Origin of the sequence: Epilithonimonas sp. UC225_85 (assembly GCF_042695135.1) — a bacterium.
Classification (GTDB): Bacteria; Bacteroidota; Bacteroidia; order Flavobacteriales; family Weeksellaceae; genus Epilithonimonas.
This window is the reverse complement of the sequence record NZ_CP170547.1, coordinates 1,247,891-1,271,448: the sequence shown is the minus strand read 5'-3', so window position 1 is coordinate 1,271,448 and position 23,558 is coordinate 1,247,891. Positions and strand designations below refer to the sequence as shown.

19 protein-coding genes are annotated in these 23,558 nt (G+C 37.2%); 11 read left to right on the top strand and 8 right to left on the bottom strand.

Going from position 1 to position 23,558, the window contains the following annotated elements; translation table 11 throughout:
• Positions 1-183 precede the first annotated feature (183 nt).
• Together ACFJGY_RS06070 and ACFJGY_RS06065 are read right to left on the bottom strand one after the other, a co-directional pair.
• Entirely contained in the window at positions 184-480 is a 297-nt protein-coding gene (locus ACFJGY_RS06070; RefSeq protein WP_379969113.1) for a hypothetical protein, read from the bottom strand.
• Positions 426-707 (bottom strand): pyridoxamine 5'-phosphate oxidase family protein, encoded by a 282-nt coding sequence (locus ACFJGY_RS06065; protein ID WP_379969111.1) that lies wholly within the window; start codon positions 705-707, stop codon positions 426-428. Before ACFJGY_RS06065 ends, ACFJGY_RS06070 begins: the two co-directional genes overlap by 55 nt.
• 174 nt (positions 708-881) lie before the next feature.
• On the opposite strand from ACFJGY_RS06065, the gene ahcY reads away from it, so the two are divergent.
• From ahcY to ACFJGY_RS06035, 6 genes are all read left to right on the top strand, one after another.
• On the top strand, positions 882-2,195 hold the full coding sequence (ahcY, locus tag ACFJGY_RS06060) for an adenosylhomocysteinase (RefSeq protein ID WP_379969109.1): 1,314 nt from the start codon (positions 882-884) through the stop codon (positions 2,193-2,195).
• Between the two features lie 307 nt (positions 2,196-2,502).
• Positions 2,503-2,901, top strand: a complete 399-nt coding sequence (gene yiaA / locus ACFJGY_RS06055; protein WP_379970115.1) for an inner membrane protein YiaA — start codon at positions 2,503-2,505, stop codon at positions 2,899-2,901.
• A 103-nt stretch (positions 2,902-3,004) separates the two neighbouring features.
• Complete coding sequence (locus ACFJGY_RS06050) at positions 3,005-4,447, top strand: aminoacyl-histidine dipeptidase (protein WP_379969107.1); 1,443 nt, start codon at positions 3,005-3,007, stop codon at positions 4,445-4,447.
• A 141-nt stretch (positions 4,448-4,588) separates the two neighbouring features.
• Positions 4,589-7,333, top strand: a complete 2,745-nt coding sequence (locus tag ACFJGY_RS06045; protein ID WP_379969105.1) for a M4 family metallopeptidase — start codon at positions 4,589-4,591, stop codon at positions 7,331-7,333.
• Between the two features lie 212 nt (positions 7,334-7,545).
• Entirely contained in the window at positions 7,546-8,214 is a 669-nt protein-coding gene (locus ACFJGY_RS06040; RefSeq protein ID WP_379969103.1) for a hypothetical protein, read from the top strand.
• Entirely contained in the window at positions 8,208-10,304 is a 2,097-nt protein-coding gene (locus ACFJGY_RS06035; RefSeq protein WP_379970113.1) for a M4 family metallopeptidase, read from the top strand. The genes ACFJGY_RS06040 and ACFJGY_RS06035 overlap by 7 nt, the downstream gene beginning before the upstream one ends.
• 137 nt (positions 10,305-10,441) lie before the next feature.
• Here the strand turns inward: ACFJGY_RS06035 and ACFJGY_RS06030 are convergent, their stop codons facing one another.
• Positions 10,442-10,942, bottom strand: coding sequence for a peptidylprolyl isomerase (locus ACFJGY_RS06030; RefSeq protein WP_379969101.1), 501 nt, complete (start codon positions 10,940-10,942; stop codon positions 10,442-10,444).
• A gap of 155 nt (positions 10,943-11,097) precedes the next feature.
• Here ACFJGY_RS06030 and radA point away from each other — a divergent pair, with 155 nt between their 5' ends.
• From radA to ACFJGY_RS06015, 3 genes are all read left to right on the top strand, one after another.
• Positions 11,098-12,441: a DNA repair protein RadA gene (gene radA / locus ACFJGY_RS06025; RefSeq protein ID WP_379969099.1), complete on the top strand. Its 1,344-nt coding sequence runs from the start codon at positions 11,098-11,100 to the stop codon at positions 12,439-12,441.
• A gap of 38 nt (positions 12,442-12,479) precedes the next feature.
• Positions 12,480-13,049, top strand: a complete 570-nt coding sequence (locus ACFJGY_RS06020) for an ACP phosphodiesterase (RefSeq protein WP_379969097.1) — start codon at positions 12,480-12,482, stop codon at positions 13,047-13,049.
• A gap of 101 nt (positions 13,050-13,150) precedes the next feature.
• Positions 13,151-14,611 carry a transcriptional regulator gene (locus ACFJGY_RS06015; protein WP_379969095.1) on the top strand — a complete coding sequence of 487 codons (1,461 nt, stop codon included), beginning with the start codon at positions 13,151-13,153 and terminating at the stop codon, positions 14,609-14,611.
• 415 nt (positions 14,612-15,026) lie between these two features.
• Here the strand turns inward: ACFJGY_RS06015 and ACFJGY_RS06010 are convergent, their stop codons facing one another.
• The gene (locus tag ACFJGY_RS06010) at positions 15,027-15,398 is read right to left on the bottom strand and encodes a VOC family protein (RefSeq protein ID WP_379970111.1); all 372 of its coding nucleotides are present in this window, start codon (positions 15,396-15,398) and stop codon (positions 15,027-15,029) included.
• A 98-nt stretch (positions 15,399-15,496) separates the two neighbouring features.
• Positions 15,497-16,000 carry a DUF6702 family protein gene (locus tag ACFJGY_RS06005; protein WP_379969093.1) on the bottom strand — a complete coding sequence of 168 codons (504 nt, stop codon included), beginning with the start codon at positions 15,998-16,000 and terminating at the stop codon, positions 15,497-15,499.
• 63 nt (positions 16,001-16,063) lie between these two features.
• Between ACFJGY_RS06005 and ACFJGY_RS06000 the strand changes: the two genes are divergently transcribed.
• A complete protein-coding gene (locus ACFJGY_RS06000) occupies positions 16,064-16,630 on the top strand; it encodes a HupE/UreJ family protein (RefSeq protein WP_379969091.1) in 567 nt (188 codons plus the stop codon).
• A gap of 215 nt (positions 16,631-16,845) precedes the next feature.
• Here the strand turns inward: ACFJGY_RS06000 and ACFJGY_RS05995 are convergent, their stop codons facing one another.
• The 3 genes from ACFJGY_RS05995 to ACFJGY_RS05985 all read right to left on the bottom strand — a co-directional run bounded on the left by ACFJGY_RS05995 (position 16,846) and on the right by ACFJGY_RS05985 (position 22,531).
• Complete coding sequence (locus tag ACFJGY_RS05995) at positions 16,846-17,214, bottom strand: hypothetical protein (RefSeq protein WP_379969089.1); 369 nt, start codon at positions 17,212-17,214, stop codon at positions 16,846-16,848.
• 66 nt (positions 17,215-17,280) lie between these two features.
• Complete coding sequence (locus ACFJGY_RS05990) at positions 17,281-17,751, bottom strand: Lrp/AsnC family transcriptional regulator (protein WP_089871628.1); 471 nt, start codon at positions 17,749-17,751, stop codon at positions 17,281-17,283.
• A gap of 127 nt (positions 17,752-17,878) precedes the next feature.
• A complete protein-coding gene (locus tag ACFJGY_RS05985) occupies positions 17,879-22,531 on the bottom strand; it encodes a translocation/assembly module TamB (protein ID WP_379969087.1) in 4,653 nt (1,550 codons plus the stop codon).
• Positions 22,532-22,536: 5 nt separating this feature from the next.
• On the opposite strand from ACFJGY_RS05985, the gene tsaD reads away from it, so the two are divergent.
• The gene (gene tsaD / locus ACFJGY_RS05980; RefSeq protein ID WP_379969085.1) at positions 22,537-23,553 is read left to right on the top strand and encodes a tRNA (adenosine(37)-N6)-threonylcarbamoyltransferase complex transferase subunit TsaD; all 1,017 of its coding nucleotides are present in this window, start codon (positions 22,537-22,539) and stop codon (positions 23,551-23,553) included.
• Positions 23,554-23,558 lie beyond the last annotated feature (5 nt).

The window sequence follows — 23,558 nt, the reverse complement described above, 5'->3', positions numbered from 1 at the left end:
ATAATGAAGAAATCAAAATGATACATCTACTGTACAGAAAGGGTACAGAAAGTGTACAGCGACTGTACAGCGATAGCACAGAAACTCAATGTGAAAAATATTCACTTTATTGTCAGTCTAATACTCAACAACTTTTAGAAATATTAATAGAAAAGGCTTAGTTTTCACTAAGCCTTTCATTATTTATTTTGTCTGGTGATTTGCATCATTTCTGTGTTCCATGATTTCAAGATTGGCATCTACAAAATAGGCACTTCCGAAACCATTTACATAAGCACCTTTCACAGGATAAAGCGCAACTAAGATAAAATCCGTCATTTCATTCAGAACATCCACGATTTTTCCGTGTCTTTCTTTCAGTTTTCCAACAACATTATTCCAATCTTCAGAATCTCTTTCAATTTGAGAAGTTGAAACCTCAACTGTCAGTCTTTCTCTTGCGTAAACTTGTTTCGTAGCAGACTCATCCTCGATAAACATGGCAGAAACCTTTCTGCCTTCCGAAGATTCTTCGTATGTTTTGCCATAAAAGAAACCAAAATATAGAATTTGTTGTCAATTTCTACAAATGGTGCATAGCTCGCATTAGGTGTTCCTTCTGCATCTACTGTTGCCAGAATAAGGCTTTGTGTTTTTGAGATCAGTTCTTTTACTTTTGGAGCAACCGGTTTTGCCTGTCTCTGGGCTTCTTGTGTATTCTCACTCATGATTTGAATTTATTTTGTTGCAAAACTAGTTATTTAGAATGAGAATAAATAATTTCTTTTTATGTCTAATTTCATATAATGGATTAGATACTGAATTTTTATATCTTAATTATATATTGTAATTTTGCGCTTTAGTTTTAAAGAACTGATTTTTAAATTTATTTAATTATAAATATGAGCACAACAACACAATACGTTCCTTATAAAGTTAAGGATATTTCCTTAGCAGAATGGGGAAGAAAAGAAATTACACTTGCCGAAGCAGAAATGCCAGGCCTAATGTCAATCCGTGAAGAATTCGGACCATCGCAGCCATTGAAAGGTGCAAGAATCGCAGGATGTCTTCACATGACGATCCAGACTGCAGTTTTGATCGAAACTTTAGTAGCACTTGGTGCTGAAGTGACTTGGTCTTCTTGCAATATTTTCTCTACTCAGGATCATGCTGCTGCTGCGATTGCTGCTGCTGGAATTCCTGTTTACGCCTGGAAAGGTCTTAACGAAGAAGAATTTGACTGGTGTATCGAGCAGACTCTTTTCTTTGGAGAAGACAGAAAACCATTGAATATGATCCTTGATGACGGTGGCGATTTGACCAATATGGTTTTTGACAGATACCCGGAATTCACAAAAGATATCAAAGGACTTTCTGAAGAAACCACAACCGGTGTTCACAGATTGTACGAAAGAATGAAGAACGGAACTTTGGTAATGCCTGCAATCAATGTAAATGATTCTGTTACCAAGTCCAAATTCGATAACAAATACGGTTGTAAAGAATCTGCAGTAGATGCTGTAAGAAGAGCGACAGACCTTATGCTTGCCGGAAAAAGAGTGGTTGTTTGCGGATACGGAGACGTTGGAAAAGGAACTGCTGCTTCTTTCAGAGGTGCAGGTTCTATCGTAACAGTAACTGAAATTGATCCAATTTGTGCGCTACAAGCTGCCATGGACGGTTACGAAGTTAAAAGATTGGATACAGTTGTTGACAATGCAGATATCATCATCACAACTACTGGAAACTTCAACATCGTAAAAGGAAGTCACTTCCTTAAAATGAAAGATAAAGCAGTGGTTTGTAACATCGGTCACTTCGACAACGAGATCGATATGGCTTGGTTAAACGAAAACTACGGTCACACAAAATCTGAAGTTAAACCACAAGTTGACATTTACACGATTGAAGGTAAAGAAGTGATTATTCTTGCAGAAGGAAGATTGGTAAACCTTGGTTGTGCAACCGGTCACCCATCTTTTGTAATGTCTAACTCATTCTCTAACCAGACTTTGGCTCAGATTGAACTTTGGACTAACTCAGAAGCTTATGGAAACGAAGTTTATATGTTACCAAAACATCTTGATGAGAAAGTAGCTGAATTACACCTTAAGAAATTAAGCGTAGAATTAGAAGTACTTACTCCGGAACAAGCTGATTACATTGGAGTTGACGTAAAAGGGCCTTTCAAACCAGAATATTACAGATATTAAATACTGGAAGTCAGAAGTCGGAAGATGGATGACAAAAAAATATACTTTGAACGCTTCAGAATTTCTGGAGCGTTTTTTCTTTTAAAAACTCTCTGACTCTCCAACAAGGAGTTGTTTCACTATCCAATCATACTCCTTGAGCCATCGCTCCTTCCCCATTGCCTGCTGTGGGATAACCGTTTCTATAAGGGCTATGGATTTTTTCCAGTCAATAGAAAATTTCTCATAAAATTCAACGACTTTAATTGATTTATTAAAAAAAGAATATATTTGTTAAAATTAAACATTAAAAACATTAAAAACATTAATAAATGAAAAAAAACAAAAAGTCTCCAATGCGTTCATTGCAGCATCCTGGGTTGCTCTGGGAGCAGGAATGATTGGCTTCGTTGTGGGTCTGGCACGCGCCGAGATGGAACTTAACGAAAAAGGTTATTACTTTACCATCCTACTCTACGGATTATTCGCAGTCGTTTCTTTGCAAAAAGCGGTTCGAGACAAGATGGAAAACATAAAAGTAACCGATATCTATTACGGACTTTGCTGGTTTGCAACCTTATCAGCAATTGTTTTACTTGTCATCGGACTTTGGAACGCCACTATTCTGCCGAGTGAAAAAGGATTTTACGCCTTCGCATTTTTGCTTGCACTTTTCGGAGCCATTGCTGTCCAGAAAAATACCCGTGACAATATGATGGAAGAATAAAATTGACATCAATATAAAAATACCGACCTCTCAATATTTGAGAGGTTTTTGCTTTTTAGAATCACCAGATTATACTAAATTGCTAACTTAAAATTTCAAAAAAATGGAATATTCTCAATTGGAACCAAAAGTGATCTGGAAAAACTTCGAAGCACTTAATTCTGTTCCGAGACCTTCAAAAAAAGAAGAAAAAGTCATCAAATTTATAAAAGAATTCGGGGAAAATCTGGGATTGCCAACAACGGTTGACGAAACCGGAAATGTCATCATCACAAAACCGGCAACCACCGGGATGGAAAATCGGCAGCCGATCGTGATGCAGTCTCACCTGGATATGGTTTGTCAAAAAAATAACGACGTCGATTTTGATTTTGAAACGCAGGGAATCCAAATGTTTGTAGATGGCGATTGGGTAAAGGCGAAAGGAACTACGCTTGGCGCAGATAACGGTTTAGGCGTTGCCACGATCATGTCAATATTGGAAAGTAGTGATATTGCTCACCCAGATTTTGAAGCACTTTTCACGATTGACGAAGAAACAGGAATGACTGGTGCTTTGGCTCTTAAACCAGGACAGTTGAAAGGAGAAATCCTATTAAACCTAGACACAGAAGAAGATGACGAGATCGATATCGGCTGTGCTGGCGGCGTTGACGTAACAGCTTCTGCAAAATTTGATTTGGAAGATGCAAAAGGCGAAACTTTCAAAATCGAAATCAAAGGTTTGCAAGGCGGGCATTCCGGAATGGACATTATTAAAGGACTCGGGAATTCTAATAAATTATTAGGAAGGTTTTTATTCTCTGGTTTAGAAAATCATATTCAGTTAATTTCTATTGATGGCGGAAGTTTGAGAAATGCAATCCCAAGAGAGGCATCTGCTATTTTCTCTGTTGAGAATTCTGAAGAATTTTTGAAAAATGCAGAACAATTAAAATCTGAAATACTTGAAGAATTTTCTTCTTTAGAAAAAGACTTAACCATTAATATCGTAAAAACTGATTCATCAGATAAAGTTGTTTCTACTGAAAATTCAAAGAAAATAATTTTCGCTGTTAATGCTGCCCACAATGGCGTTTTCCGAATGAGTCCGGATGTGGAAGGATTGGTGGAAGCCTCCAATAATGTTGCAAGAGTAGAATTGAAAAACGGCGAGATTAAAATCCTTAATCTAACAAGATCATCTGTAGAATCTACAAAATGGGAAGTTGCCAATCAACTGAAATCAGCGTTCGAAAGTAACAATCTGAAAACGGAATTCGGTGGTTCATATCCCGGCTGGAAACCAAAGCCCGACGCCGAAATCATCCAGGTAATGACGGATCTTTATGAAAATAATTTCGGTGAAAAACCAATGGTTGTCGCCTGTCACGCCGGTCTGGAATGCGGGATAATCGGTGCCAATTATCCGAAAATGGAAATGGTAAGTTTTGGACCGACCATAAAAGGTGCACATTCGCCGGACGAAAGAGCGAATATAGCATCTGTTCAGAAATTTTGGACATACACTCAGGAAATCTTAAAGAATATTCCAATTAAGAAATAATAAATCAATTATAAAATCCCGGTAAAATTTATCGGGATTTTTATTTTAACGGATTTAAATAAAAACAATATAATCTTAATGCCAATTTTTTAAATTTTTGTTAAAAATTCCCTATTTTAGCAACAAAATTAATATTTATATATGAAGAAAGAACTTTTACGAATTGGTATATTGTGTGGATTGTTGGGACTTAACTATTCTGCAAATGCACAAGAATACATAGATAAAAAAATTGTTGATGACAAAGGCAACATCAGCTTGATTACATTCAAAAATACAAATGCATTACAATCTGTCTCTCCAAAATCACTATTTTCTGATTTATTCAGTTTGTCTCCAAATACTGAACTGAGATTAGCTCAAACCATCCAGGACGGAAAATTTCTGGATGAAAAATACCAGATGTATTATAACAATCTGAAGGTAGAATTCGGGAGCTATAATCTTCATTACAACAGCGGAAAACTCACCAGTATGAATGGTGATATTTTCTCCACAGAAAATGCAGTAACATCTCCAAGGATTTCAAATCAGGAAGCTTTTGCAAATGCTTTGAAGTCTGTGAATGCTTCAAAATACATGTGGGAAGACGCAGACTACATAGCAAATAACAACTATAAAAAACCAACTGGCGAACTAGTTCTGTTACCAGTAGAAACCGGAAAAGGAAAATACAGCCTGCTTTTGGTTTATAAATTTGATATCTACGCAGCAGAGCCAATCAGCAGAGCGATTATATACGTAGATGCTTTAGAAGGAAGAATTGTATTTTCTAATGCAGTTTTAAAACATACTAATGACGATGTAATCCCGGTAAAAACAGACAAACAGGAACCAATCAGTATAAAATCTGAGAAAAAATCATTCCCAATTCTTTTCGCTACAGGAAGTGCAGAAACGAGATACAGCGGAACCAAATCTATCGAAACCACATTGGTATCAGGTTCTTATGTTTTGCAAGATGCTACCAGAGGCAATGGCGTAAAGACCTACAATCTGAAAAAATCATCTACAATAAGCAGTGCTGTAGATTTCAAAGATACAGACAACAACTGGACCGCTGCCGAATATGACAATTCTACCTTTGACAATGCGGCATTAGATGCCCATTTGGGTGTTGAAAAAACGTATGATTATTTCAAGACAAATTTTAACAGAAACAGCTACGACAACAATGGTGCGGTACTGAAAAGCTATGTGCATTACGGCAGCAGCTACGAAAATGCAGGCTGGTCCGGGACAGAAATGATCTATGGCGACGGCGCTACAACTTTCAAACCTTTGACAGGATTTGATGTTACTGCCCACGAATTAGGACACGCAGTGTGTGAATATACTGCAAATCTGGCCTACGAAAGAGAATCCGGAGCTATGAACGAAGGCTTTTCTGATATTTGGGGTGCTATTGTAGAACATGCCTATGCTCCGGAAAAACAGAATTTCTTAATTGGTGAAGATATTACAAAAGCAGCTCCCGGATACTTGAGATCAATGAGCAATCCGAAAGTTGCATATTCTGTACAGCCAGATACTTATCATGGAACCAACTGGAAAGCAGCAACTGTAGAAGAAGGCTGCACAACGCCAATCGGAGGCAGCTTCGGAAATGACTATTGTGGCGTACACACTAACAGCGGTGTTCTGAACCACTGGTTTTATATTTTGGTAATGGGAAAAACCGGGACTAACGATCTTGGAAAATCTTACAATGTAACCGGTATCGGCTGGGAAAAAGCGGAAAAAATTGTTTACAAATTAGAAAGCACCTATCTGACAGCCAATTCCAATTACAAAAATGCAAGAGATTTTGGAATACAGGTTGCCACAGAATTATACGGCCTGAACTCTCCGGAAATGATCGCAACCCAAGATGCTTTTTATGCAGTTGGCGTAGGTTACAAATACCTTTCAACACCGGACACAACGCCGCCTACAGTTCCTACAAATCTTGCAGCAAACAACATCAAAGGAACAAGTGTCAACCTTGTATGGAATGCTTCTACTGATAATGAAGAAATGGGTGGATACATCATTTATAAAGATGGTGCCGAAATCGGAAGAACGTCTGCATTAACTTACAAGGCAACAGGACTTACGAGACTTACAAATTATGACTTCAAAGTGAAAGCGATTGATGTTTATAATAACATCTCTGCAGAAAGTAACATTGTGAATGTGACAACAACCAATCAATTAGAATATTGTGCTTCACAAAGTACAAATACAAATGATGAGAAAATCAAAAGAGTTGTTTTCGGAACTATTGATAACACAAGCACAGGAACTGCAGGATACGAAGACTTTACCAATATTTCTACAGAGGTTTCTGATAATAAAACCTACCAGATCAGCATCACGCCGGTATGGACAAGCACGGTCTACAGTGAGGGATATTCTGTCTTTGTAGATTGGAACGCAGATGGTGACTTTGCTGATGCTAATGAAAAAGCTTTGACAATAGCCGCAACCAAAACGACTCCGGCAACAGGAAATATTACTGTTCCGGCAAATGTTACATTTGACACGCCATTGGTAATGAGAGTTTCTATGAAATACAATGGCTCTCCTACAAGCTGCGAAGCATTCACTTATGGTCAGGTTGAAGATTATACACTTATAGCTAAAAAAACATTGGCCGTTTCTGATATTAATTCTTCTTCAGCAACTTTTGTTTATCCAAATCCTGTTAAAGATATTATTAATATTAAATCTAAAAATTCTTCGGAGTTTAATTATAAGGTTTATAATACTGCCGGACAAGTCGTCTTGAATGGAAAAACTTCTGATAATAAAATTAATGCACAAAGATTATCTGAAGGTAACTACATCCTTGAACTAATCAATAAACAAGGTGAAAAAACAACTCAGAAATTTATTAAGAAATAATTTAAATTGGTGATAAATGAAAGCTCCCGAATTTGGGAGCTTTTTTTATACATGTTTTTTCAGCAAGACGTCATGATGCAAGAATGCCAAAATTAAATTGAAAATTTTATCATATCACGAATATAATACCAATATTAATAAAAATTATCAATACAATTCATCATTATTTTGAAAATTTTAATTAATTTAGATGCTTGAAAAAAATCTATTATATGAAAAAAACTTTACTCAACATTGGAGTTTTAGGGTTTATTGGCATTTGTTCCAATATCTATGCGCAGGAATACGTTGATAAAAAAATCACGGAGAAAAATGGAAATATAAGTCTGGTGACTTTTAAAGACAATGCAAACTTAAAGGCTGTTTCAAAAGCTGAATTATTTAAAAATGTTCTAAATCTTCCTTCTCAGGCAGAACTCAGGCTTATTAAAACAGAAAAAGATGCGGCGGGAAAATTCTTAGATGAAAAATACCAGCTTTATTACAACAACGTAAAAGTTGAATTTGGGATTTATAACTTACATTACAAAAGTGGGAATCTTACCAATATGAATGGTGAGATTTTTTCTACAGCTAATGTAAATACATCTCCGGGCATCTCTTCGCAAACGGCATTAGACAGAGCCATCCAAAGTGTTGGAGCTCAAAAATATATGTGGGATGATACGGACAACAACGTTGACAATTACAAGAAGCCGACCGGCGAATTGGTGCTTCTTCCGCTACAACAGGTGGACGAAAGTTACAAACTGACTTTAGCTTATAAATTTGATGTTTTTGCTTCCCAGCCTATGAGCAGAGCTTATATCTATGTGGATGCTGCTACCGGAAAAATATTATTGTCTGATGCTATTATAAACATGCAACAGAAAATATATTAAAAAAAGAAATTGATACCGACAAAATAACTTCTGATCTTAAAGATTCTAATCTTAAAAACACCATTTCCAAACTTGTACCTGCCAATGCAGCAACAAGATACAGCGGCAGCCAATCAATAGAAACTTCTCTTTCTACTGCCGGTACAGAGTATATTCTTTATGATATAACAAGAGGAAGCGGTGTAAGAACTTATAACGTAAAAAAGAGCACTGCTCTGACTGGCGCAGTCGATTTTACAGATGTTGACAACAATTGGACTGCTACAGAATTTGATAATTCTACTTTTGATAACGCAGCATTGGACGCCCATTTTGGAGTCGAGAAAACTTACGATTATTTTAAAACTTATCACAACAGAGATAGTTATGACAACAATGGATCGCTTCTTAAAAGCTACGTTCATTACGGAAATAATGTAAATAACGCCTACTGGTCTGGATCATATATGCTTTATGGAGACGGAGACAGAACAACCAACTTCAATGTTTTAACAGCATTTGACGTAACAGCCCACGAATTGGGTCACGGCGTTTGTGCATCTAGTGCTGCCCTTGCCTATCAGAGAGAATCCGGCGCAATGAACGAAGGCCTTTCAGACATCTGGGGATCGGTTGTAGAACATACCTATTTACCAGGTAAACAGGCTTTTGCAATCGGTGAAGATATTACTCTCTATTCTCCATTTTATCTAAGATCGATGAGCAATCCCAAATCTGCCGGTCAGCCGGATACTTATCACGGAGAAAACTGGATTCCCGCAACTACGGCCGAAGGATGTGTAACACCAGATCAGAATACCAATGACTATTGTGGTGTACACACCAACAGTGGTGTTTTGAACCATTGGTACTATGTTCTTGTGCAAGGAAAAACCGGAACCAATGATATCGGAAAATCATATAGTGTGACAGGAATCGGATTCGAGAAGGCGGCGAAAATAGTTTACCGTCTGGAGACAGCTTATCTGTCTGCAAACTCTACTTATATCAACGCAAGAAATTTCGGAATGCAGGCTGCCGTGGATTTATACGGAGCAGATTCGCCGGAAGCTATTGCAACTCAGGATGCCTTTTATGCTGTAGGCTTAGGGACAAAATATAACCCTAACGGAACCGATACAACTGCACCTACCACTCCAATTAACTTAGCTGCAACTTCCACAACCAATGTTTCAACATACCTTACATGGACAGGCTCTACCGATAATTTTGCTTTAGACGGATATAATGTTTATAAGGACAATGTTTTGCTTGGATCGACTTATAAAACTTCATATTATGTAACAGGCCTTACAGCTTCCACAGCTTATAAATTTAAAGTCGAAGCTAAGGATGAAGCTGGTAACAAATCAGGTTTCAGCAATGAAGTTACCATAAACACATTAGCAACAGGAAACACTTACTGTACTTCACAGGCTTCTAACACAAGCTTCATGAAGATTCAAAATGTAAAACTGAATACTATTGACAACCAGAGTACTGGAAGCACAGGCTATGAAGATTTTTCTTACCTGTCTACAAACGTGACCAAAGGATCTCAATACACAATTACTGTAACGCCTTACTGGTCCGGAACTGTTTATCCTTTGCGATACAGATTATATGCTGATTATAACAACAATGGTTTATTTACCGATACTGGAGAAACTGCATGGTCTCAAACTACAGCCACTTCTGCAGCTACCGTTACCGGAACATTTACAATTCCATCAACTGCAGCAACCGGAACAGTGAGAATCAGAGTTCAGGCTGCATATAGCCAGACGCCAACCTCTTGTTCTACTATCACTTACGGGCAAGTAGAAGATTATTCTTTGAATATTCAGGATGTGGTGTTAGCTGTATCTGATGTTAATAAAGTAAACCAGACTGTCATCTATCCAAACCCTGTAAAGGATGTCATCAACATACAATCTAAGGATTCCAGCGAATTATCTTATCAGATTTACAATGTTGCAGGACAGGTTGTTTTGACAGGCAAATCTGCTGACAAGAAGATCAATGCTCAACAATTGACTTCCGGCAACTACGTTTTGGAATTGACAAGTAAAGAAGGTGTAAAATCTACACAGAAATTTATCAAGAAATAATTTTTTCCTAATAATAATCAAAGCTCCCGAATTTGGGAGCTTTTTTGTTTTTTTAAATAATTAAATTTGCTGAACGAGTTCAAAAAAAGTACTCAATTTTTGAGTACTTTTTTATATCATTTAAGAAGAAATATTTATTAATGTCCGGAATGGCCGTCTTCGCCGTGAGCGTGACCGTGCGCTAATTCTTCTTCTGTTGCCGGACGTGCATTCAGGATTTCTACATCAAAAAACAAGCTTCTGCCTGCCATTGGATGATTAAGATCTACGACAACAGCTTCCGGAGTCACTTCCAAAACCATTGCCTGAAAATTATTCCCATGATTGTCAGAAAGAGGCAAAACTGCTCCAACCGGCGGCATTTCCTGGCCTTGGAACATATCCAAAGGCAATTGCGTTACTGCTTCAGGATCTCTTTCTCCGTAACCTTCGCCCGGCGCAATTTCGAAAGATTTTTGATCTCCGACAGCCAGATTTTTTATTTCTTCTTCGAATTTAGGAATCATCATTCCTACGCCATAAAGAAATGTTAGAGCGTTTTCTGACGAAGTTTCTTCTACAAACACCTTCTCTCCATTTTCATCATTAGTATGCAGAACATATTTTAAAGTCACTACATGATTTTTGTCTAATGCCATTTTAAATTATTTAAATTTTACAATTTTTTGATGTTATCATTAATAAGATATATCATCAACAAAATTAAGCTTTTGAAATTTAAGTGATCGAAATTTCCAAATAAAACTTCTTTTTAATTTTTTTCTTTTCCAAAATTTTTCTTGAACTTAGCAGAATGGCAAAACTCAAAACTCTATATTTCTGTCAGAACTGCGGTGCACAATATTCTCAATGGCACGGGCAATGCAAAACCTGTGGCGAATGGAATACGTTAGTAGAAGAGATCGTGGAAAAAACCACAAAATCAATTGCTACAAAGTCCAAATCTTCCATCATCAATATTATTGAAGTTGAGACTATTGAGGAACCAAGAATCATAACACCTTCCGAGGAACTGAACCGTGTTTTGGGCGGCGGAATCGTCCTCGGTTCCGTAACTTTAATCGGAGGCGAACCGGGAATCGGGAAATCAACTTTGCTTCTTCAGCTCGCCTTGAAAATGAAGAAAAAAATTCTTTATGTTTCGGGAGAGGAAAGTGCATCTCAAATCAAAATGCGCGCAGACAGATTAGCCGAAGTTAAAAATCCCAATTGTTTTCTGTTCACCGAAACTTCCGTGGAGAAAATCCTTCACGAAGCCAAAAAACTGGAACCGGACTTCATCATAATTGATTCTATTCAGACTTTGCAATCTCAGCTGATAGAAAGTTCGCCGGGAACGGTTTCCCAGATCAGGGAATGTTCCAACGAGATCATCAAATTTGCCAAAGACAATAATGTTCCTGTTTTTCTGGTTGGTCATATTACCAAAGACGGACAGATTGCCGGTCCGAAAGTTCTGGAACACATGGTAGATGTTGTCCTCAACTTTGATGGCGACAGAAATCACCTTTTCAGATTGCTGAGAGCTAACAAAAATCGTTTTGGCTCCACTTCCGAGATCGGAATTTATGAAATGATATCCAGTGGTTTGAAAGAAATTAAAAATCCTTCGGAAATTCTTATTACCAAGAAATTTGAAGAGCTTTCCGGAAATTCAGTGGCAGTAACTTTGGAAGGAAACCGCCCGATGTTGCTGGAAATTCAGGCTCTCGTAAGCACTGCAGTTTATGGAACGCCGCAGAGAAGCTCGACTGGTTTTGATTCCAAAAGGCTGAATATGCTATTGGCAGTTCTGGAAAAACGCGCCGGTTTCCAACTCGGTTCAAAAGATGTTTTCCTGAATATCACGGGCGGAATCAAAACCGATGATCCTGCTTTGGATCTCGCAGTTGTCGCTTCGATTCTATCAAGTAATGAAGATATTGCCATCTCCGAACACTATTGTTTTGCAGGAGAAATTGGTTTGAGCGGTGAAATACGTCCGGTTGCACAAGTAGAGCAACGTATTACAGAAGCTGAAAAACTGGGTTATGAGAAGATATTTATTTCCAATCTCAACAAACTTCCAAAGAAAAAGTTCGGGATAAAAGTAGAAGAAATAAGCAAGATCGAAGATTTTGTGGAATCATTATTCTAAATTAATTATGTAAATTTATAAGACTAAACTCTTCTCACTTGAATTACCTTGCCCACTCGATTCTCTCATTTACCAACGGACAGCTTGTTGGCAATATGATTGCAGATTTTATAAAAAATAATGAGAGGGAAAATTTTCCTCCGGAGATCCAGGAAGGGATAAAACTCCACCGGGCAATAGACACTTTTACAGATTCTCATCCTGCCGTTTCAGAAGCCAAAAAGATATTCAGTCCTTTGGTGAGACTCTATTCCGGTGCTTTTGTAGATGTCGCTTTTGATTATTTCACAGCTCATATTTACACAAAAGAAGAATTAAAAGTACATTCCTTAAAAGCTTATAAAATCCTTTGGGAAAACGAAAAATGGCTGCCGGAGAATTACAAAAGAATGTTTATAAGGATGGAAAAAGAAGACTGGCTTTCCAATTACAGGCAAGATCAGGGAATCAAATTCAGTATGCAAAATGTACTGAATAAGGCCAAATATCTTGACAAAGATCTGCCGGTTTTTGATGTTTTTTTGGAAAACAAAGATCAACTGCAATATTATTTTGACAATTTCTTTCCTGATATTCTTTCCGAATGCAAAAGGAATTATTTAACTTAATTTAAAACTAAAATTTAATACCCGGCATTCATTCACAAATATTTAATATTTATGTGCGATTATCATGCAATTTTTAATATTTTTGTCGCTACATCAACGCTGTGGGACTTATAAAAAGATTAATACTATTTTTACTGCTAATTTCGTGCATTTTAAAAGCGAAAGCGCAGGAATACACACCTAAAACAATAGATAGTATTATCAGCAGGACTTTCCAGCTTGCAGATAGAAATCAGGCTCTGAAAATAAGCTTAGACACTTATAAAATATCCGATAAAACAGATTATTATCAAGGAAAAGCAAAATCGCTGAAAGCTATTATCAATGCCTATCTGGGACTTGGTGAGCAGCAGAAAGCCTTAGAAGCTGCCGACAAACTTCTGGAATTAGCAAATAGTGAAAGTGACGACTACTATGCTGTCCAGGCATTGATTGCCAAATCATTAGCTTATTCCTATCTTGGTTTTTTTGACAAAGCTTACGAAACCAGCAAAAATGCAGAGTCACACTGCAAACAGGTCAAAAATAATGACGATTTCTATAGTTCCATGGGTCAGATCTATGCCGGCAGATCCGAAATAATGAATCTACAGTACGAATCGCCGGAAAAAACCATCAAAAATGATCTTAAAAGCGTAGAATATTATAAGAGAATAAAAGACAAAAAGAAAAGAGATGGCTGGCTGGCAATACAATACTCCAGCGTTGGTTATACTTATATAGATCTTGATAAGCACGCAAAAGCATTGGAATACAGCCGTAAAGCGTATCTGCTTGCAAAAGCTGAAAACGACTCTATAAATCAAGCTTTTGGACTGTATGGAATTGGCAATACCTATCTGGAAATGAACAAAACGGACAGCTCTATTTACTATTACAAACAGGCACTTCCCATCTTTGAGAAAGCACAGGATATTTACAGACTTCAGTATATTTACGACGACCTTGCAACGATATACGAGAGATTGGGTGAGGATAATCTATACAGCTATTATGCAAAAAAATCTAAGGAGTTGTATGATATCATCAGGAAAAAAGAAAAAATAGAAACGGATAAAATATCCAAGGACATAATAGACAATGAAAAAGTAAGCTGGTACAAAAACTTCTACCTGATCATTATAGGGGTCACTTTGCTGGTGATTGTCAAAATATATCTTACTATCAAATATTTTAAAAGATATAAGAACGAAAGGAAAAAAAGACACCGAACCAAAATATATCTTCTAGAAAAAGAACAGGTTCTTAACGATATGGAGCTGAAAGTAAATGATGCTTTTGCAGAAGTTCTTGAACTTGCAAAGTCTAATGATTCATCTTTTCTGAGCCGCTTCAAAGAAGTGTATCCTGATTTCTATAACAAATTGTCGACAAATTATCCCGACATGACAAGCGGTCAATTAAAATTTTGTGCTCACCTGAAGCTTAATTTTTCTACCAAAGAGATTGCAACTTTCAGCCATATCTCGGTAAGAAGTGTTGAAATGAAGAAAAGCAGATTGCGAAAACAGCTAAATATTCCGTCTGAAGTCGATCTTAACAACTGGATGATGAACTACTAATTGAGAATTAAAAAAACTTTAACTTCTAACAATCAACAAGTTAAATAGATGTAGTAGTTATGTTGTAGGTGATTTTTTGTTTCATATTGTGTTAAATGGTAAAATTTGCACCAGATTGAAAAACAGTAATTACTACTACAAAATTTATTGCTCAAAAAGTATTCGCACTTGAGATTCTAAAAACACACAAATTAACATAACATCAAAAGATTAAGGGTTAATTTTTTAAACGGTTATTATCAGTTTATTTTTTCGGATTGGTTAAAATTTATAAAACTGATAAAAAAACAAACTTTAGGTTGGTACGATCTGGAGTTTTTTTTATGTCTAAAAAAACGAAATTTACCAGATCTTGAATAAAAAAACTCCGAAACGAAATGGTCGTTCGGAGCTTTTTATTCTGGATAAACCAATGTTATCTGTGCTGATCTATTAAAATTTTGTTCCCATCTGGGTCTGTGAATTCTATATAAGCCGGACCTTTGGTTTTTTCGTCCGCTTCTGTACTGAGTTTTATTTCGTCCGCTTTTAGTTTTTTCTGGATGTCACGCACGTCTGTAAAAGGATTTACTTCTTTTGCATTCTCATCCCAACCCGGATTGAATGTCAGGATATTCCCTTCAAAATAACCTTTGAAAATCCCTATTATCGTAGTTCCGTTTTTCATGATGAGGTAATTCTTTTTCATATCGCCACCCATCTGTGAGAAGCCGAGTTTCTCGTAGAAATCTTTTGATTTCTGCAAATCTTTGACGTTGAGACTAACAGAGAAAGCGCCTAAAGGCAATTTACCCTTATCAGCAGTTGCCGATGCTGATTTTTGAGAAAATAAAACTGCTGGTAAAAATGCGAGAATTAGTAAAAATTTTTTCATAATTATAGGTTTTAAAATTGTTGATAAAGATAACGATCCGGATAGTTCAGTTTTTCACTTTTCCGCTCGCCGTTTACAATGATATGAATAATATTCATCTGATCATCAAACAAGTTATAAAGAAAACTGACGGCAGTTTCTACTTTTTTTGGGGTGGGCAGAGATTGAGATTCGAGATAGATGTTGACACTTTCATGATCTTCTTCGTAGCCGACGTAATTGACTTTAATTAATTGATTATCAGATTTTAATTTGAGATATTCTGAGGTATAAAGTTCCAGTTCTTTATTAATTTCGGTTTTGAATTTCGGATCAAGAAAACGGACAGATTTTCCATATTTTTTGTTGAGTGCATTCTCTAAGTCATCCATAAAAAATCGCCCAGTCACTTCAAATGTTTTGGATTTTGAATTATAATTAAATTCTACAGATCCAACGTGAAAAGGATGTGGACGAAAAGAAACAAGACACAAGAGGAAAGAGAAAAGAATAAGAATTATTAGGGATTTTTTCATCAGCAAAACATAATTGAAGTCAAAATTAATCATTATTTTCGTACGGTTTTCAGAAATTAAACGATGAAGGATTTTCTATTTTATCTGCAGCTGGGTTGGGATCATATTATTTCTTTGGATGCTTTGGATCATCAGCTTTTTATTCTGGCATTGATTGCGGCTTACAGCTTCAAGGATTTTAAAAGATTACTGATTCTGGTGACAGCTTTTACGATCGGACATTGTATCACGCTGGCTTTATCCAGTTTTGATATTATCCGTGTGAAAAGCAACTGGATAGAATTTCTGATTCCCTGCACGATTGTAATTACTTCTCTGGATAATATTTTATTTAAGGGAAAACATCCTTATCAGTATTATTTCGCTTTGTTTTTTGGATTGATTCACGGAATGGGATTTGCGAACACCTCGCGGATGATGCTGGCGAAAGAACAAAGCATCACGATTCCGCTTCTGGGATTCAATATCGGGTTGGAACTGGGGCAGATTGCAATGGTTGTGGTCATTTTAGTGGTCTTTACCATCTTATCTAAGCTTACCAAATTAAACCAAAGGGAATGGCTCCTGATCACCTCATCCGCAGCCGGAGCGCTGGCGCTACAAATGGCCTTGGAAAGAGTTCCTTTTTAATGTAATTGATATCCGAAAAACATCATCTTGCGTTGAGAAAACTTGTTTTTATCTTGTAATTGCAGCCCGGCCTGAGTGGAGCTCTTTTTTCATTGCGAATGTCCAAAAGTCCAGCAGAATATCCCACTTGTCCGCAATGAGAAAAAAGCGGGAACGGAGGACGGAAATAGCTGCCCAAACCTAACGAACTGGTTCGACGAAGTCAAATTAACAATCTATTTCAGGATGTTCCATCTTGGGATAATCGCGAGTAATCCTAAACCGATGAAGAGGAATATGACGGTAACATCCGAATATAAAAATGTGCTGAGGAAGTAGTTGTGTAGTGCAAAATGTAATGCTACAAACAGCGGAAATAGAATAACGCCGATTTTTCTGTAAAGTAAAATAAAAACCCAGCTGATAATCACCAAAACATCTACTCCAAAAGTATAATAGAAAAAATTACCCGGAATATTAATCTTCTGATGAAGAGAATATTCTGCATAATCTGTGTTGATGCTTAGTAGAAATACCAGGATTATCAATCCGAAAAACAGATAGTAATCTTTGTTGTTTTTGAAACTTTTGTCTGCTGATTTCATAATGTAAAAATATAAAAAAAAGAGCTTATCGGAATAAGCTCTTCTATAGAAATTTCTACTAACTAACTATATACTAACCGCGTTTATAAGACGGTTCTTATCACTTATGTACTCCTCCATAGAGATCATACTTTCTGTTCTCATGACATCCTGGATATCATCTATCTGATAAATGATTTTCTTAGCATCTTCCGTATTCTTTGCTTTCATCTTGCAGAAGATATTATATTTTCCTGATGTTACACTTGCCTCTACCACGTTTGGAATAAGAGCCAATTGCTTCAATACTTCCTGTGTGTGATTTGATTTTGTAAGTAAAATACCGATAAATGCAGTGAAATTATAATCCAGTTTGCCGTAATCGATGTTAAGAGAAGATCCTAAAATAATACCAGCGTCTTCCATTTTCTTTACTCTCACGTGGATTGTGCCCGCTGAAACATCCATCTGTTTAGCAATTTCTGTAAATGGCATTCTAGTATTTTCTACAAGAAAATCCAGGATTTTTTTATCGATATCATCTAATTGATAGTTCATTGTAATATTATTATTTATTTAAAATATATCTAATTTTTTTGCAAATTTAGAAAAAATTAATTTAATTGAAAACAAATATTAAAACATTAACAGCTTTTAACAAAACTACAATATTTGATGATAATTATCATTTTTTGGGCTTAATTTTTAACGAATCTTCTTTATTTGGCTCTACAGCTACCGAATCAGTTTTTATTCTTTTCCGCCTTTTGAAGATATATTTGAAAGAATTAAAACTTTTACTGTACACAACTCCCACTCCATAACTTTGGTTGGCGCCTGCTGTTGTCGTGAGTCCAATATTAGATGGTTTGGAATAAGCCCGGAACAATCTGCTCCCGTTATTAGCTCTGCTCCAGTCATACTCTATTGTTCCCTCGGCAGACAAATAGTTGCTGTTTGCGTTTTCAGTTCTTGCAACTGGAACTCCCAATCCTGTCTTCAATTTGAATCTTGGTGATAATGCCAGACTTACGCTAGTATTAGCCCTGTCACTCGTATTGGAATTCGGATCACCGGTAATATAGTCAAGATTGACCTGAAACACACTGCTGATGGTATTAAGAACAGATCCCAATTGCTTGAACAACATATTGTAACCTGTTGTAATAGCAGTATTCCCAAGATTAAACTGCAAACCACCGCTGTTTACAACGTTGAAACTGTTAAGAACCAGCACAGACCCAAACTGGATGGTTCTCTCATCCTGATTGCTCATCTTACTTGCCAGAGTCTCTCTTACTTCTGATGATCCATCCGGCGCAGAAACACCAAATTCTATATCTGGTTTCGTAAGTGTATTTGTGATTTTGGTTGTAAGCACCACATTAATTGGCTGTGACAGAGACATCTGAAGATAATCACCGGCGTTGGTAACCGTTCTGGTATAATTTGCGGTAATATCAAGATCCGGTGCCATCGGACTGCCGCTCCATTGGATGCTGCTGTTTCTGGCGATCTGAAAAGTTCTGTCGAGGATTGCTTTGGAAACATAAGTCCCGTTATCTACAGTATAAGTTCCGTTCATCAGGATATTGCCGCTTCTTTCCATTTTGAATTTCAAATGGTTAGCATCACCTTTTACCGAGATATTACCCACATCTTCTCCTACCAAAACATTTACAAGCGTTCCTTTATCGATGCTGACATCAAAATCTATGAGCATATTAGCACCTGATTTTTTCTTTTTCTCCACAGAAATACCGCCTTCATCATCACGTTTAAGGAATCTCAGGATTTTAAATTCTTCAACATTACCTTTAGATGCACTATTGAATGTAAATGTACTGTTCGTTAAAACCTTGAGTCCATCATTTGGTGTACTGATCTCTAATCCTGAAACTGGTCCGCTGACATAGACATCACCCTGTCCATAAACACGACCCCAGAAAAGATCATTATCCTCCTGAGTAGAATTAAGAACAAGAAGGTTATCTGCCCGCATAATTAAGTTGATGCCCAAAGATGATAAGGTTTCAAACTGGATAGAACCGGAAATATTTCCTTTGGAATTAGAACGTCCGTCTTTGATCCCAACGTTGTTGAGAAGCGCCAGACCTCTCGAAAGATTAATTACCGTATCATCAAAGGAGTAATCCACACCTGTGAATAATAGTTTAAGTCCAAATCCTTTCAAAGCAAGATCTCCACTGTAATCTATATCATCCATTGGCCCGGAAATCTTAAGATCACCGGTTGCTTTTCCGCGGAAATTGCCGAAGATCTCTTTCACAAATTGCTGGGCAAAGGCAAGATCGAACTCATTCATTTTTGCATTGACATCAAATACAGGCGATGAAGGATTATTATCGATTGTTCCCGTAACATCCAGCGTATTTTGACCTAAAAATTCCGATGACAATGCTTTTATACTAACATCAAAGACATTTGGCTTTTCACTTTTGGTAATATTGGCATCCAGATTTCCCATTGCCTTACCATTCATAAAAATATCATTTACGGTAAGGTTCACCAGTGGTTCCAGATTGGTTCCGGATTTTTTGATCTGAATGGTTCCGTTGGCAACTCCTTTTATGTCAATCGGATTTTTGCCCGTATTTCCGAAGGCCTGTAGTTTGGAAATATCAAGATTTTTGACTTCGGCATCTGCCGTGAATTCTTTTCCGGACTTGAAGTCGGCATTTTTTATCAGAAGTTCACTTTGATCGGAATAAACCCTGAAGTTTTCTACCAAAAAGTCCTTTTCTTTTTTCCTGTAGGTAATGGAATGATTGAGTTCCGGACTGGTATCAACACTCCAGGCCACATCATTGAATTTCACCGTAGTTGGTTCAAAACGCAGTACATAATCTCCGGCGCTATTTGTTGTTTGGTTAATATTGACCACATATTCCTTCATCTGTTTTGCCGTTTCATCTTCCACACTTCCAAGTTTGAAAACCGTCCCGATATGAAGAAGTTGAGAGTTTTCATTATTGGCAGTCAGTTTTACATCCTGCAAAACATTTTTCCCGTATTGTGCTCTTTTTATTGTTGCAAGCAACTGCTGGTTCAAGTCAGCCGTATTAACATTCAGACTGATGCTGTCAACTATTGCGCTGTCACTTACTTTATTCAAATCCGGCTGATAGGTTGCATCGGTCTCTGCAAGGAATTTTTCTGCTTCGCTAAGTTCCTTCTTGCTGGTCATCACATATTTGATTTGAGATGCATCAGCATTCAGAATAAGATCATTGGTATTTCCGGTGTAATTTCCCGCAACCTTCGCTCCGTTTTTCATTTCCAGATCAGGTACAAAAAATGAAACCAGACCTTGCTTCACATCGAAATCGAAATCAAAGCTCTGTCCGTTGTAAGTTTTTTTAGGTGGATTTCCAACCAGGATTTTATTGATGCTGTTGGCAATCATATTCCCGATATCCTCAAGATTGAATTTTCCAGATATTTTTCCGGTAACCGCTCCCGGCGCATCCACAGAGACAATTCTGTTTCCGTTTTCAAAAAAAGCTTTCAGTTTGGAATCCGGAATCTGAAGTTTTTGCTTCGTCGAATTAAGCGTCAGACCTTTGATATCAGCATCAAGATTAAGGTCATTAAGATTCGTCATAGAGATTTTTCCATTCACCAATCCGCTTACAGAATTGGTATCGCCTGCAGAAATTCCGAAGTATTTTAAATTTACATATTTGATATCCGCATAGAAATCTGAAAATAATCTTTTGGTTGAGAAATCTACAATTCCCTTAAAAGTTCCTTTCGCATTCGGATCATTGGCAACCACATTTCCGGTGAATCGTTTTTTGTTAAGAACACCTTCTACTGCGATATTATTAAGGCTTTTGCCCATCAGGTTGATATGAGCGACATCAGATTTTGTTTTGACATACATCGTATTGACATCGAAACCTTCTCCCTGAACATTGAATTTTCCGGAGATCAATCCGACTTGTTTATTTTTGGTTAATGCAGTTACATTCAGATCTTTTACATCCACATATCCTCTGTATTTCGGACGTTTGGTACTGTAATCTACAAGATTGAAATCCTTCATTTTTGCCTGCCCGATTCCGGTAATGACTTGTCCGCTGGCAAAAATCTGCTTTGGATTTACTATTACAGAACCATTATATTTCATTCTTCCAAAATCATCAGCAATATTCCCCAATTTTGTAGAAATAAATTTCGGAAGTGAAGCTTTCAAAGCTTTGTAAGTGAAATCGGCAGAAACGTTTTTACTTTCAATAAAGAACTTCTTATCGATAACGCCGGACAGTTTTAGATTTTTAGTATTAAGATTTACATCCTGCGAACGGATAAGAAAATTATTGAGTGTGAAGTTATTGAGAGGTCCAACCATCGTCCCGGAAATATTGATTGGTGTGTAATTGTCCCAGTTTGTCATAAAATAACTCAGATCATAACCGCTGATCTGGCTGCCTGGCGTTATCTTCATATCCCAACTGACTTTTTTCCCAAAATCTGCAAATCTCGTTTTCGGATCAAGATTCATAACAGCCTCACCTTGTAAAAGAGAATGATCTGTGTTAATGGTCAGATTCCCGAATTTCATATGTTTTTTGGTGATCTCAAAATTCGTGGAAAATGTATCGACAATGTGTTCCTTTCCGTAGCGTTTTGTGATAAGGCTGAAGTTTCTGATATCCGCGAAAACATCTGCCCCTTCTACTTTAAGAGAACTTACGTGCATATTAATATTTCTGGCATCCAGCCATCTTCCCGCTTCTCCCGGACTGTTTTCATTTATAATAGTTGATACGCCATTGATCAGGTCGATCTTCATCTTCATTTTGAACTTCGGCTTGTTCGGATCGCGCGGTTTTCCATCATTGAAATTATCAACGTATCGGATAAAATTACTGATGCTGTCGCCTTTATAAGTGATAACTCTGATAACAGGATCGATAATAGTCGCCTGATTGAATTTGATATCTCTCGTATTGAAGGCCAATGCAAACCAATCCGTGCCGACGCGCAGTTCTCTTGCTTTTACGAATTCGTAGTCTTTATAATCTTTGAGCTTCAGACCTTTGATCGTTACATCACCAAAGAAATTAACATCAATATCCTGCAAAGACATTCTCATTTTGAAGTCTTTGTTTAGCATAATAATTGCCTGATCTGCAATATAACGTTTGGTAACGGGAAGATTGATAGCAATGAAGATCAAAACCACCAAACCGATTATTCCGAAAAACAGATAGTTGACAATTCTCCAGAAAAGAGGTGTTCTTTTCCTGGTGACTGGCTTCTCAACAGTTGAATCTTCGTTAGTTGTGTTTTTATTTTCTAAATTTGCCATCTATTATGAGTGCATCAATTATTTTAGGTATCGAGTCTTCTTGTGACGACACTTCTGCAGCCATCATCAGCGGCAGCAAAATCCTCTCCAACATTGCTGCCAATCAGGAAATCCATAACGAATATGGTGGTGTGGTTCCCGAATTGGCTTCCAGAGCACATCAGCAAAACATCATCCCAGTGGTGGAAAAAGCATTTTCCAAAGCAAATATACAACAAAATGAGATTTGCGCGATCGGTTTTACGCGCGGTCCCGGACTTTTGGGATCTCTGCTTGTCGGAACCTCTTTTGCAAAGTCTCTCGCGATGAGTCTGGATGTTCCTTTGATAGAAGTCAACCATTTGCAGGCGCATATTCTTGCTCATTTTATTGATGACGCTAATCCTTCTCCGCCGACTTTTCCTTTTCTTTGCCTGACGGTTTCTGGTGGTCACACGATGATTGTCTTGGTAAAGGATTACTTCGAAATGGAAATCATTGGAAAAACAATAGACGATGCTGCAGGCGAAGCGTTTGACAAAATAGGAAAAATCTTTGACCTCGATTATCCAGCGGGACCAATCATCGATAAGCTGGCGAAAGAGGGAAATCCTGATGCCTTCCAATTCAATAAGCCGAGGATGGAGAATTACGATTATTCTTTCAGCGGGATCAAAACTTCGGTGTTGTATTTTATTCAGAAAGAAGTGCGGAAAAATCCAAATTTCATCAAAGAAAATCTGAATGACCTTTGTGCTTCTGTCCAAAGATCGATCATTGAAATCTTGATGAACAAATTAGAAAAAGCTTCTGTTGACCTTAATATAAAAGATGTGGCAATTGCCGGCGGTGTTTCTGCCAACTCAGCGTTGAGAAAAGCAATGGAAATGAATCAGGAAAAACTAGGCTGGAATATCTTCATTCCAAAATTTGAATACACTACAGATAATGCGGCGATGATCGCCATCGTTGCCAAACTGAAATACGAGCGTGGTGAGTTTACGGATATCAGGACGACGGCGACAGCGAAGTATGATTTGTAAATTAT

Bases quoted from the DNA above. Each gene is read 5' to 3' on its own strand.
- ACFJGY_RS06030 (WP_379969101.1), bottom strand. From the start codon at position 10,942: ATGGCATTAGACAAAAATCATGTAGTGACTTTAAAATATGTTCTGCAT.
- radA (WP_379969099.1), top strand. From the start codon at position 11,098: ATGGCAAAACTCAAAACTCTATATTTCTGTCAGAACTGCGGTGCACAA.
- ACFJGY_RS05985 (WP_379969087.1), bottom strand. From the start codon at position 22,531: ATGGCAAATTTAGAAAATAAAAACACAACTAACGAAGATTCAACTGTT.
- ahcY (WP_379969109.1), top strand. From the start codon at position 882: ATGAGCACAACAACACAATACGTTCCTTATAAAGTTAAGGATATTTCC.
- ACFJGY_RS06065 (WP_379969111.1), bottom strand. From the start codon at position 707: ATGAGTGAGAATACACAAGAAGCCCAGAGACAGGCAAAACCGGTTGCT.
- ACFJGY_RS06070 (WP_379969113.1), bottom strand. From the start codon at position 480: ATGTTTATCGAGGATGAGTCTGCTACGAAACAAGTTTACGCAAGAGAA.
- ACFJGY_RS05995 (WP_379969089.1), bottom strand. From the start codon at position 17,214: ATGAAATCAGCAGACAAAAGTTTCAAAAACAACAAAGATTACTATCTG.
- ACFJGY_RS06050 (WP_379969107.1), top strand. From the start codon at position 3,005: ATGGAATATTCTCAATTGGAACCAAAAGTGATCTGGAAAAACTTCGAA.
- ACFJGY_RS06005 (WP_379969093.1), bottom strand. From the start codon at position 16,000: ATGAAAAAATCCCTAATAATTCTTATTCTTTTCTCTTTCCTCTTGTGT.
- tsaD (WP_379969085.1), top strand. From the start codon at position 22,537: ATGAGTGCATCAATTATTTTAGGTATCGAGTCTTCTTGTGACGACACT.
- ACFJGY_RS06045 (WP_379969105.1), top strand. From the start codon at position 4,589: ATGAAGAAAGAACTTTTACGAATTGGTATATTGTGTGGATTGTTGGGA.
- ACFJGY_RS06000 (WP_379969091.1), top strand. From the start codon at position 16,064: ATGAAGGATTTTCTATTTTATCTGCAGCTGGGTTGGGATCATATTATT.
- ACFJGY_RS05990 (WP_089871628.1), bottom strand. From the start codon at position 17,751: ATGAACTATCAATTAGATGATATCGATAAAAAAATCCTGGATTTTCTT.
- ACFJGY_RS06040 (WP_379969103.1), top strand. From the start codon at position 7,546: ATGAAAAAAACTTTACTCAACATTGGAGTTTTAGGGTTTATTGGCATT.